16 protein-coding genes are annotated in these 16,569 nt (G+C 47.4%); 6 read left to right on the plus strand and 10 right to left on the minus strand.

From position 1 onward, the window contains the following. Positions 1 to 78 precede the first annotated feature (78 nt). Positions 79 to 2,520 carry a M1 family metallopeptidase gene (locus OEU88_RS05870; protein ID WP_262694197.1) on the plus strand — a complete coding sequence of 814 codons (2,442 nt, stop codon included), beginning with the start codon at positions 79 to 81 and terminating at the stop codon, positions 2,518 to 2,520. Between the two features lie 8 nt (positions 2,521 to 2,528). Next, a complete protein-coding gene (locus OEU88_RS05875) occupies positions 2,529 to 3,032 on the plus strand; it encodes a DUF6702 family protein (RefSeq protein WP_262694198.1) in 504 nt (167 codons plus the stop codon). 12 nt (positions 3,033 to 3,044) lie between these two features. On the opposite strand, the gene mutL is transcribed toward OEU88_RS05875, so the two are convergent. Beyond that, positions 3,045 to 4,940 carry a DNA mismatch repair endonuclease MutL gene (gene mutL, locus OEU88_RS05880; RefSeq protein ID WP_262694199.1) on the minus strand — a complete coding sequence of 632 codons (1,896 nt, stop codon included), beginning with the start codon at positions 4,938 to 4,940 and terminating at the stop codon, positions 3,045 to 3,047. A gap of 117 nt (positions 4,941 to 5,057) precedes the next feature. Between mutL and OEU88_RS05885 the strand changes: the two genes are divergently transcribed. Next, entirely contained in the window at positions 5,058 to 5,411 is a 354-nt protein-coding gene (locus tag OEU88_RS05885) for an ArsR/SmtB family transcription factor (protein WP_262694200.1), read from the plus strand. A 4-nt stretch (positions 5,412 to 5,415) separates the two neighbouring features. Continuing rightward, positions 5,416 to 5,973, plus strand: coding sequence for an SRPBCC family protein (locus OEU88_RS05890; protein ID WP_262694201.1), 558 nt, complete (start codon positions 5,416 to 5,418; stop codon positions 5,971 to 5,973). A 68-nt stretch (positions 5,974 to 6,041) separates the two neighbouring features. On the opposite strand, the gene OEU88_RS05895 is transcribed toward OEU88_RS05890, so the two are convergent. The 8 genes from OEU88_RS05895 to OEU88_RS05930 form a co-directional block, all read right to left on the minus strand. Further along, a complete protein-coding gene (locus OEU88_RS05895; RefSeq protein ID WP_262694202.1) occupies positions 6,042 to 6,476 on the minus strand; it encodes a DUF3035 domain-containing protein in 435 nt (144 codons plus the stop codon). Further along, complete coding sequence (gene lspA, locus OEU88_RS05900; protein WP_262694203.1) at positions 6,473 to 7,027, minus strand: signal peptidase II; 555 nt, start codon at positions 7,025 to 7,027, stop codon at positions 6,473 to 6,475. Before lspA ends, OEU88_RS05895 begins: the two co-directional genes overlap by 4 nt. Further along, on the minus strand, positions 7,027 to 9,843 hold the full coding sequence (gene ileS, locus OEU88_RS05905; protein ID WP_262694204.1) for an isoleucine--tRNA ligase: 2,817 nt from the start codon (positions 9,841 to 9,843) through the stop codon (positions 7,027 to 7,029). Before ileS ends, lspA begins: the two co-directional genes overlap by 1 nt. Positions 9,844 to 10,092: 249 nt before the next feature. After that, positions 10,093 to 10,632 (minus strand): response regulator, encoded by a 540-nt coding sequence (locus OEU88_RS05910; RefSeq protein ID WP_262694205.1) that lies wholly within the window; start codon positions 10,630 to 10,632, stop codon positions 10,093 to 10,095. 124 nt (positions 10,633 to 10,756) lie between these two features. Further along, positions 10,757 to 11,248 (minus strand): YybH family protein, encoded by a 492-nt coding sequence (locus OEU88_RS05915; RefSeq protein WP_262694206.1) that lies wholly within the window; start codon positions 11,246 to 11,248, stop codon positions 10,757 to 10,759. Between the two features lie 17 nt (positions 11,249 to 11,265). Next, on the minus strand, positions 11,266 to 11,988 hold the full coding sequence (locus OEU88_RS05920) for a TerC family protein (protein WP_262694207.1): 723 nt from the start codon (positions 11,986 to 11,988) through the stop codon (positions 11,266 to 11,268). 49 nt (positions 11,989 to 12,037) lie between these two features. Next, the gene (locus OEU88_RS05925; protein WP_262694208.1) at positions 12,038 to 12,898 is read right to left on the minus strand and encodes a substrate-binding periplasmic protein; all 861 of its coding nucleotides are present in this window, start codon (positions 12,896 to 12,898) and stop codon (positions 12,038 to 12,040) included. Between the two features lie 95 nt (positions 12,899 to 12,993). Continuing rightward, positions 12,994 to 14,022, minus strand: coding sequence for a bifunctional riboflavin kinase/FAD synthetase (locus OEU88_RS05930; RefSeq protein WP_262694209.1), 1,029 nt, complete (start codon positions 14,020 to 14,022; stop codon positions 12,994 to 12,996). A gap of 268 nt (positions 14,023 to 14,290) precedes the next feature. On the opposite strand from OEU88_RS05930, the gene OEU88_RS05935 reads away from it, so the two are divergent. Together OEU88_RS05935 and OEU88_RS05940 are read left to right on the plus strand one after the other, a co-directional pair. Next, positions 14,291 to 14,677, plus strand: coding sequence for a response regulator (locus OEU88_RS05935; RefSeq protein ID WP_262694210.1), 387 nt, complete (start codon positions 14,291 to 14,293; stop codon positions 14,675 to 14,677). Positions 14,678 to 14,679: 2 nt separating this feature from the next. Beyond that, positions 14,680 to 15,639 (plus strand): protein phosphatase CheZ, encoded by a 960-nt coding sequence (locus tag OEU88_RS05940; protein ID WP_262694211.1) that lies wholly within the window; start codon positions 14,680 to 14,682, stop codon positions 15,637 to 15,639. Positions 15,640 to 15,685: 46 nt separating this feature from the next. On the opposite strand, the gene OEU88_RS05945 is transcribed toward OEU88_RS05940, so the two are convergent. Beyond that, a complete protein-coding gene (locus tag OEU88_RS05945) occupies positions 15,686 to 16,567 on the minus strand; it encodes a TIGR01459 family HAD-type hydrolase (protein WP_262694212.1) in 882 nt (293 codons plus the stop codon). Between the last annotated feature and the right edge of the window lie 2 nt (positions 16,568 to 16,569).

The following is a 16,569-nucleotide window of genomic DNA, read 5'->3' on the forward strand; positions in this document are numbered from 1 at the left end:
ATTAGGCTTGGCTGACTGACATGCAGGTATACGCTGTAGTGTATATTTGCCGACTGTAATTGGAGTGGGGATTCGGTGATGAAAAATCTATTTATCATCTTGGTTGCTGTTTGCACATTTGGCACGAACGTTGTTTCTGCCGATCCTGTTAAGCAGACAAAGGGTACATTTGAAGACAAATTCAGGCAGCTTGATGAAGCGCTGCCAACTGCCAACGTTTACCGTAATGCTGGTGGTGAGCCGGGTCATCAATACTGGCAACAAAGCGTTGATTATAAAATCAAGGCACGCCTTGATGAAGATGCGCGCCGGATTGTTGCTTCTGAAGACATTAGTTACACAAATAACTCGCCTGATACGCTAAAATTCTTGTGGCTGCAGCTCGATCAGAATGCATTTAACAAGAACTCAATGGCCAATCGTAGTAACGCGTTTGCGGGTATTGGTCGTCGTGGTCCGGGGACGCAGGCGGCAAGCGGTAACAAGCCTGCTAAATTGAGCCTTGGTGAGTTGCGCCGTCAGCAATTTCTGGCTGATGTGCCGCTGGGTTATGACATCACTGCTGTTAAAGGCACACGCGGTAATGATCTGAACCACATTATCGTTGGCACAAACATGCGCGTTGATTTGGCACAGCCACTTAAGCCGGGTGCAACTACCAACTTCTCGGTTGATTTTGCTTTCAACATTGTTGAAGAAGATGCCGTTTCAGCACGTAGTGGTTACGAGCACTTCCCTGACGATGCACGCGAAGGCGGAAATGATATCTTCTTGCTGGCGCAGTGGTTCCCACGTTTGCACGCTTATACAGACTATGAAGCATGGACGAACAAGGAGTTTCTTGGTCGTGGTGAATTCACGCTTGAGTTTGGTGACTATGAAGTTGAGATGACGGTTCCAGCCGATCACATCGTGTCTTCAACCGGTGTACTGCAAAATCCAAACGATGTTCTAACATCAGAACAACGCCGCCGTTTGAAAGCAGCTGAAACTGCGGAACGCCCTGTGTTTGTCGTGACGGCTGAAGAAGCACTTGAGAACGAAAAAGAAGGCACTACTGATCAGAAAACCTGGCGGTTTAAAGCTGAAGACGTGCGTGATTTCGCGTGGGCTTCATCTCGTAAATTTATGTGGGATGCCAAAGGCTACAAGCAAGGCGGTGACGTACAGGATTTTGTGATGGCGATGTCCTTCTTTTCGAAAGAAGGCGGCGATTTGTGGGCTAAATATTCAACAGAAGCTGTTATCCATACCATGGAAGTATACTCACGCTTCTCATTTGATTACCCATATCCGGTTTCACAATCTGTAAATGGCCCTGTGGGTGGTATGGAATATCCAATGATCACCTTCAATGGTCCGCGCACAACCTTGCAGGACGATGGAAGCCGCACATACACACAGGCCGAAAAACGTTTTCTGATCGGTGTTGTTATCCATGAAGTTGGGCACAACTATTTCCCAATGATTGTGAACTCTGACGAGCGCCACTGGACATGGATGGACGAGGGGCTGAATAGTTACCTTGACGGTGTTGCTGGTCGTGAGTGGGACCCCACTATTCCTTGGGGTGTAGAGCCTCGCGATATCACGGACTATATGAAGTCTCAAAACCAGACACCTATCATGACACATTCTGACAGTGTTTGGAGACTTGGCCCTAACGCTTACACCAAGCCTGCCGCTGCGCTTAATATCCTGCGTGAAACAATTCTGGGGCGTGAACTGTTTGATTTTGCGTTCAAGGAATATTCACAGCGCTGGATGTTCAAACGCCCAACGCCTGCGGACTTCTTCCGCACAATGGAAGAGGCGTCTGGTGTTGATCTGGATTGGTTCTGGCGCGGTTGGTTCTATTCTACAGACCACGTAGATATCTCGCTTGATGCTGTATCAAAGTTGCGTATGGATACTAAAGACCCAGACATTGATTATGCGCGTCGCCGTGATGAAGAAAACGCGAAACCTGAGTCACTATTTGTTCAACGTAACAAGGCTGAAGGCAAAGACTTGTGGATTGAGCGTAATCCTGACGTCACTGACTTTTATGATGAAAATGACCGCTTCACTGTAACCAACAAAGAACGCAACAAGTATCAATCGTTCCTGAAAGGGCTTAAGCCTTGGGAACGCCGGGCGTTTGAGCGTGCAGTAGAAGAAGACAAGAATTACTATATTTTGGACTTCTCTAATAAAGGCGGTCTTGTGATGCCTATCATTCTGGGTATCACGTACGCGGATGGTTCAACTGAGCGTATGGATATTCCTGCAGAAATCTGGCGGCGTACTGCTGATGCGGTCAGCAAGATGATTGTAACAGATAAGGAAATTACGCAAATCGTTGTTGACCCAATGTGGGAAACGGCTGATGTGGATATTGAAAACAACTATTATCCGCGCCGCATTATTCCTTCACGTGTTGAAGCATATAAAGCTGCTCAATCAACAAGTCTGGTTGGTCGCGATATTATGCAAGACATTAAGACAAAGCTGAAAACAGCTGACGATAAGAAGGACTAATTTCTTTAATGCGTTTTCGTATTATCAGTCTTGTACTAGCTATTCTGACGGGGGCCTTATGGGCGCCCGTCATTGCTCATCAGCAGAAAGCCGCCATTACCAAAGTGCTGTTTAATCCGCGCAATGGTAACATCGAAGTGGCGCATCGTTTTCTGCTGCATGATGCAGAGCATGCCGTGCGTGAAATATTTGGCGGTGAAGCTGACATAATCAGCTCAAAAGAAACACAGGCTATCTTCGCACGGTATGTTGCTGACCGGTTCGGTATTGCAATAAGCGAAGATAAAGCTTTAGAGCTGGAAATGGTTGGCTTTGAAATTGAGCGTTCTTTTTTCTGGATATATCAGGACGTGACCAACCCAGGTGATGTTGAAAATCTGAGCATTCAACACGGCGCCTTGCGCGACCTATGGCCTGAGCAAATCAATACGGTCAACATCGAAGGGCTGGACGAGATTAAAACAGCTACTTTTCAAGGCTCCGTTGAGATTATCTCGCTTGATTTACAGTAAATTCTGAATGTATTAACGCCGACCGAACAGGCGCTCAATATCTGAAAGTTTCAACTCCACATATGTGGGTCTGCCGTGGTTGCATTGCCCTGAGTGCGGTGTAGCTTCCATTTCTCGCAGTAATGCGTTCATCTCGTCTACGGTTAAAATTCGGCCCGCGCGCACACTGCCGTGGCACGCCATGGTGCCGCATACTTCCTCAAGCTTTTCTTTAAGCGAAAGCGCCTCGTCCAGTTCGGTCAGCTCATCCGCTAGGTCTCTTACCAGCCCTTTGATATCCACTTTGCCCAGCATGGCAGGTACTTCGCGTACCATAACTGCACCTTCACCGAATGGCTCAACAATAAGCCCAAGAGATGCAAGCTCTTCAGTGCGTGCAATCAACCGTGCGGCTGGGCTTTCTTCAAGTTCAACGACCTCAGGCAACAGTAAAGCTTGGCGCGCTACACCTGTGGCGGCAATTTGCTTCTTCATGCGTTCATAAACGAGGCGTTCATGGGCTGCGTGCTGATCAACAATCACCAATCCATCAGTGGTTTGGCTGACAATATATGTTGCATGCACTTGCCCGCGTGCTGCGCCAAGCGGATAGTTAACGGCTTCGGTATTTAAAGGCGCAACAGCTTCGTCCACATTGCGGGCACTGGGTGCTGCCATATCGCCGCGTGCCTCGAAACCCATTTGTTCGCCTTCACCAAAGCCCATCTGCGGATGCGGCTCGTCTGGTGCATAAATCTGGTTTGCAATGTCTGCAAAGCCCTGCGGTAAGGTAGGCCGGCCTTCTGTGCTGCGCGACCACGGCATGGTGTTGCCACTGCGTGGTTGCATGGCACCAAGCGCTGCACTTGCTACAGTGGTGGAGGCGCGGTGGCCGGCATCTGCGAGTGCATGCCTGAGCGCAGAAACGATCATGCCGCGTACAAGACCCGCATCTTTGAAGCGTACTTCAGCTTTGGCAGGGTGCACGTTCACATCGACAAAAGCGGCGGGCACATCTAAAAACAGCGCGAGTGAAGGGTGCCTGTCCCGCGCAAGATAGTCTTGGTAAGCGCCGCGCACAGCACCGTTTAACAGCTTATCTCTCACAGGTCTGCCATTAACGAATAAATACTGTTGCTGTGCGTTGCCGCGGTTGAGCGTTGGCAACCCTGCAAAACCGGTAAGGCGCATGCCCTCACGCTCCGCATCAATCTCTAATGCATTTTCGCGGAACTCACGGCCCAAAATGGCACCGAGCCGCTCAAGGCGAGCATCCCCAACCAAATCACCAGCTGCAGGAGCACGAAATGTAGTTCGATCACCATCGCCGAGTGTAAAGGCAATCATTGGATGCGCCATTGCAAGGCGCTTCATAATGTCTGATGCCTGCCCGTATTCTGTGCGGGTTGTCTTTAAAAACTTTAATCGAGCAGGGGTAGCATAGAACAGGTCGCGCACTTCAATGAGTGTGCCCTCTGCATGGGCTGTCGGTTTTACTGCTGACTTGTTGCCACCTTCAACACTGACACTCCAAGCTTCATCAGCACCGTCTGCTCGTGAGGCTACAGACAGACGCGACACTGCACCAATGGACGCCAGGGCCTCACCCCTGAAACCAAGTGAGCCGATGTTGACTAAATCCTCGTCGGTCAGCTTTGATGTGGCATGTCTTTCAACGGCAAGGACGAGTTCATCCTTTGTCATGCCGCAACCATCATCTTTTACCTGAATGAGTTCGCGGCCACCGTCGCGCATAACAACATCAATGCGGGTGGCCCCTGCATCAATTGCGTTCTCAACGATTTCCTTTACGGCACTTGCGGGGCGCTCAACGACCTCACCTGCCGCGATCCGGTTGATCGTGCGGTCAGACAATAAATGTATAATTCCAGCCTTGGTCGGCAGATTATGTCGGTCAGATATATCCATGCACACACCGTATCAGGCTTGCTAAAAACATGGAAGTATCAGGGTGTTAATTTAAGTATGAATTAATTATTAAACCAAATGGTTGACAATTAAGTTTTTACCTATATGCTTAACCTCATGGTTGAATATAGTGAAAATCAATTAGACGCTGTTTTTCAGGCGCTTGCAGATGCAACGCGGCGCGGAATGTTGGCGCATCTGGGCGAGGGGGCACACACAGTGTCCAGTCTCGCTGAACCTTATGACATGTCGCTAGCGGCGGCATCGAAACACATTAAAAAACTAGAAGCTGCAGGCCTTGTTGAGCGTGAGGTTGTTGGTCGCGTACATCATTGTCGTTTGTCACCAAATGCACTGAAGTACGCAAGTGATTGGCTGCGTGACTATGAACGTTTCTGGAATGCACGTCTTGATGTGCTGGAGGGGCTGTTAAAGGCCGAAGACGATACGGACAGAAATAAAGGGGGATAAGATTATGGTATCAATGAAGGAAAAGCCTGTGCGTTTGACGGCGCCTGGAACAATTGTGCTAGAGCGCATATTACCGGGGCCAATTGAGCGTGTATGGGCGTATCTTACCGAATCTGACAAGCGGGCAAAATGGGTCGCTGCGGGTAATATGGATCTGCGCGAGGGGGGCTCTTATGAATATATTTTTGATAATGAAATACTCTCAGAAGAACAAGAGGAAGTGCCCGAAAAGTATAAGGACACCTGTGGCTCAGAGATAACAATGAACGGGCATATCATAGCGGTTAAGCCGCCGACACTTTTGCATATGACATGGGCAGAGGGCGAAGATGAAGAATCTGAGGTCAAGTTTGAACTAGAAGCTATTGGTGACAAAGTAAAATTGACACTGACACACAGTAAATTATTTGACCGAGATATGCTCATTGGCGTCTCAGCGGGATGGCAGGCACATGTTGGTATTATGTGTGATAATCTTGCCGGAGTACCTGCAAGGCCGTTTTGGAAGACGCATATGGAACTTGAAGAACTGTACGCCAAGACTTTGTTCAACGAAACATAAACAAACCTAGCGAGGATGAAAAAGGCACCTCAATTGGGGTGCCTTTTTTAATTAGTTTTGAGGTTGTTTTAGTTGCTGCTCTGTGAGCTAACACGCGTAACTTCCACGTTGTCAGGGCGCAAGGTACGCTCGCTTAAATCCAGAATGTCAGCGAGAATGACGGATTTTTTCACAACATCTACATCTTTTTGACCGACATTTGAGCGAATGTCCGGCTCTGATCTGCCTACGCGAGCAAGCAGGTTTTGCTCACTACTGCTTTTTTGCGGAGATGTTTTAAATTCTTTACCTGGGAACAACGCTTCAAATGCACGCCGACCTGGGTCCATTGTTTGCGCACGTGGCACGCCAGGGCGTGGCGGCTTAAGTGCAGATTCTGGCGGAATAGCCAAAGATGGCCGATTAACAACAGCAAACTCGTCTGGTGAGTTTTTACCATTGCCGCCGCACGCTGTAACACTGATGCCTGCTAATAAAATTACTGAAAGGTGTTTAACCTTCATGACGCGTCTCCTTTGCGATCGGTTTCATGATCGCTGACCTTTGAGGCATTTTTAGGGCTTTTATCGCTTGTTCGCAAGCCATCAATCATCAGAATGATAACACCGATGGTAATCGCGCTGTCTGCAACATTAAAAACATAGAAATTATAGCTAAAAGCATGCAGGTGAATGAAGTCTACAACGGCACCGTGTACAAACCGGTCGACCAGATTTCCCACTGCGCCGCTCAGGATAAGTGTAAGGCCTATTGCCTCGTACTTACTGCGCGTTTTGGTAAGCCAAACGAATAACCATGCGCTGACACCGCCTGTGAGTATGACGATACCCCATTTGCCTAAGGTCTCTCCTATGGAGAGGCCCATCGAGATACCTTTGTTCCACACCATGGTCAGGCTGAAGAATGGCAGCACCGGAATGCTGCCACGACCGGGAAGGTCCAGGATATTCAGTACCCACCATTTACTGACTTGATCAAGAATGATCAGTAACAGTACCGCGGTAAGCGTATACTTCAGAAACGGTGACCAACGTTGTTGTACGTCAGGAGTCATTATGCACTTGCTGCATTATCGTGTGCGTCAACCGCGTCAGTGCAGCGATTACATAAGTCACCGTTTTTAGATACCTCAGGCAATACAATCCAGCATCGTTCGCACTTTTCACCTTCTGCAACGGTTACACTTACATTTGTCTCAGTGCCCAACTTAAGTTCTGCAGTTGAAGTTATGAAAATCTCTGCTGCATCCAGATCGCTTAACGCGTCCAGCGTGTCTTGATCAACGACGGTAACGACGGCACTTGCCTGTAGGCTTGAGCCAATGACTTTATCCCGGCGCATTACTTCAATGGCAGAAGTTACTTCGCTGCGCACTTCGCGAATTTTTGCCCACTTGGTGGCTAAAGCATCATTTTGCCAATCCGCTGGTGTCTCTGGCCAAACCTGACGATGAACGCTCTGACTGTCCGCACCAAAGCGAGACTGCCATACTTCTTCAGTTGTGAATGACAAGACAGGGGCAAACCATAGTACCAACCGGTTAAACACGGCGTCCAGAACAGTACGGGCAGCACGGCGACGGATATCATTCGGGTTATCGCAGTAAAGTGCATCTTTGCGGATGTCGAAATAAAACACGGATAAATCCATAATGCAGAACTGGTAAAGTTCACGGAAGACTGGATTGAAATCAAAAGTGTTTGCTTTGTCGCGGATCAATGTATCGAGTGTGTGAAGCCTGTGCAGCACCCACTGTTCAAGCTCTGGCATGTCACTCGCATCTACAGCTTCCGAAGCTGTGTAGCCTTCGAGGTTGCCAAGCAGAAAGCGCATGGTGTTGCGGATCTTGCGGTAGGCATCAGCTTGGCCTTTGATGATTTCATCACTGATACGCATGTCGCTCATGTAATCAACGGCAACCACCCACAGGCGCAGAATATCTGCACCATATTGATCAACAACTTTTAGCGGGGAAATCGTGTTGCCTAGTGATTTGGACATTTTCCGCCCTTCACCATCCATGGTGAACCCGTGTGTCAGCACGTTTTTATACGGTGCAACACCGCGTGTGCCGCAACTTTCTAACAGGCTTGACTGGAACCAACCGCGGTGCTGGTCCGAGCCTTCAACATACAGGTCAGATGGGCTTTGGAGTTCTGGGCGTTTTTCGCTTACAAAGGCATGCGTACAGCCACTATCAAACCAGACATCAAGAATGTCGTGCACTTGCTCAAAATCGTCAGCATTGTATGTATCGCCAAGGAAATCCTGAGCTGGTACACCAACCCAAGCGTCAGCGCCGCCTTCTGTAACGGCAGCTACGATGCGTGCATTTACGGCTTCATCTTGCAACAGAGCGCCAGTTTCTTTGTTCACAAATACAGTGATAGGCACACCCCACGCACGTTGGCGTGAAATAACCCAATCAGGCCGGTCGGAGACCATGGCGCTAATTCTGTTTTTGGAAATGGCGGGATACCAATTGGTTGCTTCAATGGCTTTTACCGCAGTGTCGCGCAGACCGGTTTTTTCCATTGAGATAAACCATTGCGGCGTGTTTCGGAAAATTAGCGGTGCTTTTGAACGCCAGCTATGTGGATAGCTGTGTGTAAGCGTGCCTTTGCCTTTTAGAGCGTCAACGCCTGACAAAAGCTCACAAACCTCGTCTGCCACTTTATATACATGGCGACCTGCAACCAGCGCTACATCATCATAATAACAACCAGATTCGTTTACGGTGAATGGCACAGGGATGCCAAATTTTACGTGACCAACCTGATAATCATCATCGCCGTGCCCGGGTGCCGTATGAACAAAGCCAGTTCCTGCCTCAACGGTTACATGGTCGCCGGGTAGCATTGGTACATCGAAATCGTATCCACCATTGGCGTCAGCATGTCCGCGCCATGGATGTGCGAGGATAGTGCCATCCAGCTCAGCCCCTTTGATGCTGGCATACTGATCATAGGATGTGATGCCGGCACGTGCCGTGAATGCGTCCAGCAACGCTGCTGCAACGGCGAGTTTGTCACCAACAGCAGCGTTTGCTTCATCTGTAACCTCTGTAACCTCGATACAAACATAGTCAATGTCTACGCCGTAACATACTGCCCGGTTGGCAGGAATGGTCCACGGTGTCGTTGTCCATATAACGACTTTGGCACCGTTGATTGCTTCACAGTTGCTTGTAACTGGCGCGAAGGCCACATCAATCTGCGTTGACTTATGGTCATGATATTCAACTTCGGCCTCAGCAAGTGCCGTTTTCTCAACTGGTGACCACATCACAGGTTTGGAGCCGCGGTAAAGTGCACCTGACATTGAGAATTTTAGCAATTCTTTTACAATTGTGGCTTCAGCATCAAACGCCATTGTCGTGTAGGGATCATCCCAATCGCCAATAATGCCTAAGCGCTTAAATTGCTCTTTTTGTACACCAATCCAGTGGTCTGCAAACTCGCGGCACTCACGCCTGAATTCAATCGGGTCAACTTCGTCTTTGTTCTTTTTCTTCTTGCGGTACTTTTCCTCGATCTTCCATTCGATTGGCAGTCCATGACAGTCCCAACCTGGAACATAAGGTGCATCTTTGCCTTGCATTTGTTGCGATTTAACAATGATGTCTTTCAACACCTTTTGCATGGCATGACCAATGTGAATGTCGCCGTTGGCATAAGGAGGGCCATCATGAAGGACAAACTTCTCTTGGCCTGCGCTATCGCTGCGCAAGGTTTTATAAAGGTCTTGTTTTTGCCACTGAGCTAAAAAGTCCGGTTCACGTTTCGGTAAGCCCGCACGCATTGGAAAGTCGGTTTTAGGAAGGAAAATAGTATCGCGGTAATCGCGTTTGTTTTGATCATCAACAGACATATGAATTCGTCTCGGTTAGGGCAGGCATTACCATCAAGGCATTGCCTGTAAAATTAATTAGTAATTGAATAAAGGTCAGTCCCGGCTACTAAGCTAGCGCCGGGCTTGTAATTCGTATGGCTGTGCGAATGGTTTGTACCATTTCAAGTGCCCTATATATTGCCTTCATAAACATGGGTGTGGGTTTTACCAGCGATCCTCTTTAGTGTCGAGGGGAAAGCGTATGCATTGTTTAGTCTGGAGTGTGCATCAAACGATGCCCAATATCACTTTACGCTGTTGAGCGATGGAAACCATGTTTGCATTTGCTTTTCGACGGTCTGTTTTTTGATAGGGCGGTGTGTTTGGGCGCCTGCGGTCTGGCCCGTTGTAAGCTGTGTTTTGCACGATCGGCTTAAGCTCTTTCAGCGTGCTGGCAACTGCCGTGATTAGGCTTAGGCCTGTTAGTGGCATTGCGACAATTTTTGATGCACCCATATCGCGTGCTTTCATGACAGATTGTTGATCCGGGTTGTATAGACCAAAAATAATCGGCGAGATTGACGCTGAAAGATTAGTTAGTCTTAAGAACCGACAGAAGTCGTAACCACCCAGCGTTGGAAAGTTTTCATCCACAACAATCATGTTAAACGCGCCTTCACCAAGACGTTGAAGGGCATCATTATTAGATTCGGTTGAGATGGCGCTTTTTACGCCGTTTGCCAGCAAAATGGGCTTGAACGCCTCGGCTGCTTGAGCATTTGATAACGCAAGTAATACAGAAAGCTTGGAAAATATTTCCGCTGCCATGGTTTAAGTCACCCCCAATGAGTGCATTCTTAAATACCATGAAGACAGCGAATTGTTAATATATAGATAAAACTACATATTGAGACTGTCTTTCTAATTGTTATTTTAACCCTGATTTCAGTGTTTAATCATTGAACGGGCCTAAGGCGGCGTCACGTCCGGTATTGTCGAAATCAACAATAAGTTTCCACTGTTCGTCTTGTTTTTCGAAAATGAGTAGAACACGGCCATATGCGTTTTGCTTGCTGCCGTCAGCCTGCGGAATATTAACGCGGTATTTGCCAGCGATGTGGGCCAATTTTTCCCCGACGGTGATTAATTCTTCTGCAAAATCTATAGTTGTTTTTGATCCGCTATCAAATTGGTGGCTATAGTTTTGGCGAATCGTTTGCGTATCACGAACCAGGTTATTTCCATTATTAGCATAATAGATTTTGTCGCTATAAAGTGACATCAAGGCATCAATGTCTTTCGTATTGTATGCCGCAAGCCAAGAACTCATAAGGCCGCGCACGACCTCTTCTTGGTTATCATTAGAAGCATGAGTCTGCATTACTGTTGTACCCGCAAAAAGCATTGCCGTGAACATAATCAGCCGCAATATATGTGCTTTCATGACGAAGATTACCTGTTCTATTTCTGTGCTTTATCAGCTTTTGCCTTGCGTCGTTTGCGGGACAAAAGATTGAGTACTTCAACGCCCAAGGAAAAGGACATTGCGAAGTAGATATACCCTTTTGGCACATGGAAACCGAGGCCTTCCGCCACCAAAAATACACCGATGAGCATGATAAACGCGAGTGCAAGTACTTTCAACGTTGGGAAGCGCTCTATGAAACGAGCGATGTAGCCGCTGGAGAACATCATCACCAGCATAGCAACTGACATGGCAGCGATGATCACCGGGATAATCTTGGTCAAACCAACGGCAGTCATGACGCTATCAAACGAGAAGATAATATCGATAAAGACAACCTGCACCACAACGCCTGTGAAACTGGTGAGCTTTTTATTGGCAGCTTCTTCTTTGAAATCACCAGTTACTTCGTCGTGGATACTGTTGGTGCCCTTGTAAATTAAAAAGCCACCACCCAGCAGCATCAAAATATCCTTGCCTGATAATTCTTGCCCGAAAATAGTAAGCCATGGCTCGCTTAAGCTTATAATCCAGGCAACGCCAAGAAGCAGCGCGATGCGCATAATGAGAGCAAGCGCCAAGCCTGTTATTCGAGCTTTTTCTCGAGTTTCATCAGGTAAGTTCTGAACCAGCAAAGCGATGAATACAACATTGTCGATACCGAGGATAATCTCAAGTGAGGTTAGTGTGAGAAAACTGACCCACAGTTGGTAGTCCAACAATAATTCCATAGTGTCCTCGGTTAAATCTAACAGTTATGTTTATAGTCTATTCAATTGCTGGAATGATGTCTGCATCTCGTTGGTCTTGCATAATACGCAATCGCTCTGCTTCAGGCACATTTGATAGAAAGCGTAGTAGTATTTCAGCATATGTGCCATCTGCTACAATCTTCCTGAGGCCTGTGTCAAAACGTTTCTTGTATGATAGACCTTCAGCGTTTTTTGTGAAAATCACATGCTGGGTATTATTGTTGCCGCTGGGTATGTCAACGCTGTTGATGGTTGGCCATGGCCGGTCTGGATGTGCGGTATCTTGCTTTTTTGCGCTGTTTAAGTGGTAAGTCGCCGTAATTTGAGGCATGTAAATAAGGTCTGTTCTACCGGCATGTATCAATTCTATACAGGATTGAGGGCGACTAGGTGCCATTAGGGTAATGAAGTTCTTGTCAATGAGTGCCTCCAGCTCTTCCGCAATTTTCCATCCAATGGGTGCACATAGAATGATTAAATCGTCTGATGTGTGTTCTTGCGCTAACATTTCCCAACTACTTAGCTCAGGTAATGTAGTCAGCAAGCGATTGGTCACTACAAACAGTGGGTCGGAAAAATGAAAATCTTTTGCGCGATCATCACTATACGCCCACGAAAATGATGCCAGAAATTCGCCGCGTGCAATGGCTCGGTATGACCTTTTCCACGGAATGAATTCAATTTCCAACTCTATGTCAGCCGCCGCAAAACTTGCTTTAACAATTTCGTTTATAATACCGCCGCCGGGAAGTTCATTTGTTACGAATGGAGGGAAGTCAGTGTATGTGATAACTTTTAGCGTGTCTTTTTGAGCCACTGCGGTATTACACATAGCAGCAGTATAAAGAATGAGCAGAGCAGCTATAAAGTGCTTCAAAATACAGATCCTGATGGCATTGCATTGCGGAGCGCTAGATTGTCAGAGCGAACGACATTGAATGCAAGAGAAATTATTGCGGTAAGTAATATAGCTTATGGGTGCTCAGTGCCTGATACAGGATGGGTCGCTAAGTATTTTTCAAGCGTTGGCAATTCCAGCCTTTTTGCCCCGTTTTCAGGGTCTGATAGCACCGTTTTCGCCGTTGCACAGTCAGTAATGATCTGATTTTTCAACGCATCTATACCATCGAATTTTTGTTCGGGTCTCAAAAAGCATACAAGTTGAACGCGAACATCTTTGCCGTAAATATCATCATTGAAATCGAAAAGATGAACTTCCGTTAAGATATCACGTTTATCAAAGGTTGGTCTCTTTCCGATATTGGCAACGCCGTTGTAAAAAGTATTTTCACCGTCGATGCTAACGCGCACAGCGTAAACACCGAGTGCTGGCATCAGGCTTTCGCCGGGTTCAATGTTTGCTGTTGGAAAGCCAATGGTGCGTCCGCGTTTGTCGCCTTCGGTAACGATACCGCTAAGTGTCCACCAGTGACCAAGTAAAGCGGCGGCTTTGCGTACTTCGCCTTCGCGAATCGCGCTACGTACTAATGTGGATGAGTATACATCGCCGGCATAACCTTCAACACCGAGTGTAACAGGCTCAATTACTGACAGGCCAAAGCCTTCCATATCTCCCATCCAGCCAAGCACATCAGTGCCGCCGCCGCGTCCGCGTCCAAAACGATAATCGTAACCAACACAGACATGTTTTGCGCCAACAGCATCTACCAGAATATCTTTCACAAAATCTTGTGCAGGCATGCCTGCCAAGGTTTTATCAAAGTTCAGTACCAGTAATTGGTCTACCCCGAATGATTCGAGTAATGACGCACGTTCCTGATGGGGTGTGAGGCGAAATGGCGGTTTATCTGGAGCAAAGAAGCTAACAGGGTGCGGTTCCATAACGATGACTGTTAAATTTAACCCCATCTGCCGAGCTAATCTTCCGGCTTCTCCAATCACAACCTGGTGCCCGCGATGAAAGCCGTCAAAATTACCCAGTGCTACAACGGCACCGCGGTCTTTTTGAGTATATTCAGTTGGGCTTCGGAAAACGCGCACAGGTCGTTGTTCTCTTGTTTCTAGTTGCCGTACAATGTGTAGGCACCTTGTTTAGGTCAACATTTTGGCAGCAGATAACATTTAATACCTTTTAAGGCAAATTGTACCTGTTATGCTCTGTCGTAGATGAAGTTTTGAAAATTCTTCGATTTTAGATTAACCAATTCTTCACCAGATGGGGGATAGTGTCCCTTCAGGGCGTATGAGAGCAGTATATGCAATTTAAGCTCTGGTAAGTATATTGAAATTAAAGATTTGAGGTAGAAATATGGCCGTTGATATGGATATGCCGATCCTAATCGTCGACGACTACAAAACAATGTTGCGGATTGTGCGCAATTTGTTGAAGCAGCTAGGTTTTAATAATGTTGATGAAGCGACAGATGGTGCAATGGCACTGGAAAAGTCTCGCGCTAAACCATACGGATTGATCATCTCTGATTGGAATATGGAACCAATGACAGGTTATGAATTCCTGAAAGAGGTACGTGCTGACAATCAGCTTAAAGATACACCGTTTATTATGGTGACCGCGGAGTCGAAAACCGACAATGTTATCGCCGCAAAGAAAGCCGGTGTGAATAACTACATCGTCAAGCCTTTTAACGCTGCGACATTAAAACAGAAATTGGTTGCCGTTGTCGGGGAGTTCTAATTGTGGGTAACGGTCTTTCCAAACAGATCGAACTGCTGGTCGATAATTTGCGCGCGCAAGACACGGCACAGATGTCGCTTACCGAAGTAGCGTCTGTGACTGAGGTGCTGATCGGCACCATGAATGCATTTTATAAGTCTATCGACACATCGATCTATCGGGAGTGCCGTGCACTAAGCGATTATATAGTCAATGCCCGCAAGGAAATTGCTTCTTTGCAGCCTATTGATCTGGAAAGTGCCCGCATACCGCGTGCCGGTTTGGAATTGGACGCGATTGTCCAACAAACTGAAGAAGCAACCAATACCATCATGGAAGCTGCAGAAGAGATCATGGGGGCGGATACTGCTGACCATGAAGCCTATCAGGCAACAACTCAAGATGCGGTTATGCGTATTTTTGAGGCATGTTCTTTCCAGGATATTACGGGTCAGCGCATCTCGAAAGTAGTTGAAACACTGGCGCATATTGAAGAGCGGGTGCTTGAACTTCGTAATTTGATGGGAATCACTGAAGCTGACATTGAAAAAGCAATGGATGATGATCAGCCTGTTGGTGATGATGCTCTTTTATCCGGTCCTGCACTAGACGGGGAAGGCATCGACCAGAGCGAAGTTGATCAATTGATGGGCGGTAAGGCTTCGGAAGCAAAAGCGGTTGAAAGTCAACCTGAGCCAGAACCAGCAGCGCCTGCAGCTCCTCCGCCAGAGGCTGCTAAACCAGCACCTCCCCCTTCACCACCACCAGCACCAGAACCACCTAAAGCGGTGAAAGCGGCTGTGCTGGATGCTATGTTCGATGAGGATTATGATCCTGTTGCAGAACATGCTGAAAAAGAGGCTGCCAAGAAGGTTGATATAGAAGAAACTGAACCTGCAGAAGCAAAAGAAACAAAAAAAGAAGCGGATTTGCCTGAAGGCGCAGAAGTTAGCCAGGACGATATCGATGCATTGTTTGGTTAAGCTTCGGGTTCTTGTTCAACCAGTTAATCTAATCTTGTAACTTTTATCACCACCTGAATGTTCTAGACATGAAATTTGGCATGGGCTTGTGCTCGCCGAATATTGCCTGGAAATCAGTTTCAGATAGTACATGGTTTCGTGCTTTGTTCGCTACCTGTGGCCATTCTTCGCGGTGGATGCCTCCAGCGATAAAAAGGCTATTAAATCCCGCTGCGTGTGCGCCTGCAACGTCGGTTTGCAAGCTATCACCGACCATTATGATGTTGTTGCCGCGTATCGATTTTTCAGGAATATTACACTCTTTAAGGCATGCTCTAAGTGATGCTGCAGTGGGTTTGCCAAACCATTCAACGTGGCCGCCCATATCAGCATAGATATCTGCAACAGCACCTGCACAAATAAAAAGTCGTTCTCCGACATGAACAACACGGTCGGGGTTCGCGCATAAAAATGGTACGCTGCGTTTACATGCTTCTGCCATGAATTCACGGTGGCTTTCCACATCATTGAAATCTAATCCCGTCGCTAGAATAAGGTCTGCATTATCTGGTGTGTCGGTATGTTCAACCGGTAACCCTTCAATCGTATTGTGATCACTGTCGGGGCCAAGGTGGTATAGGCGTTTTCGTTTGAAGCGGTTACGTATTGCATCACGTGCTAGGCCACCAGATGTAACGATGTGGTCTGTGAGTGTTTCAGGAATATCCATATCTGTTAACATGGCACGTACATGGCTGCGCGGCCGCGGTGCATTGGAGAGGAAAACTGTTTTAATACCGGCTCTGCGTGCATGATTTATTGCATCGACAGCCTCGGGATGCGCGACAACACCGTCATGCATAACACCCCAAAGGTCGCATATGACCATACGTGTTGTATCTTGAATGGCGCTAAGGCCATTAATTACCCGTACATTAGACAATGTCATTC

Source organism: Kordiimonas aquimaris (assembly GCF_025574485.1).
GTDB lineage: Bacteria > Pseudomonadota > Alphaproteobacteria > Sphingomonadales > Kordiimonadaceae > Kordiimonas > Kordiimonas aquimaris.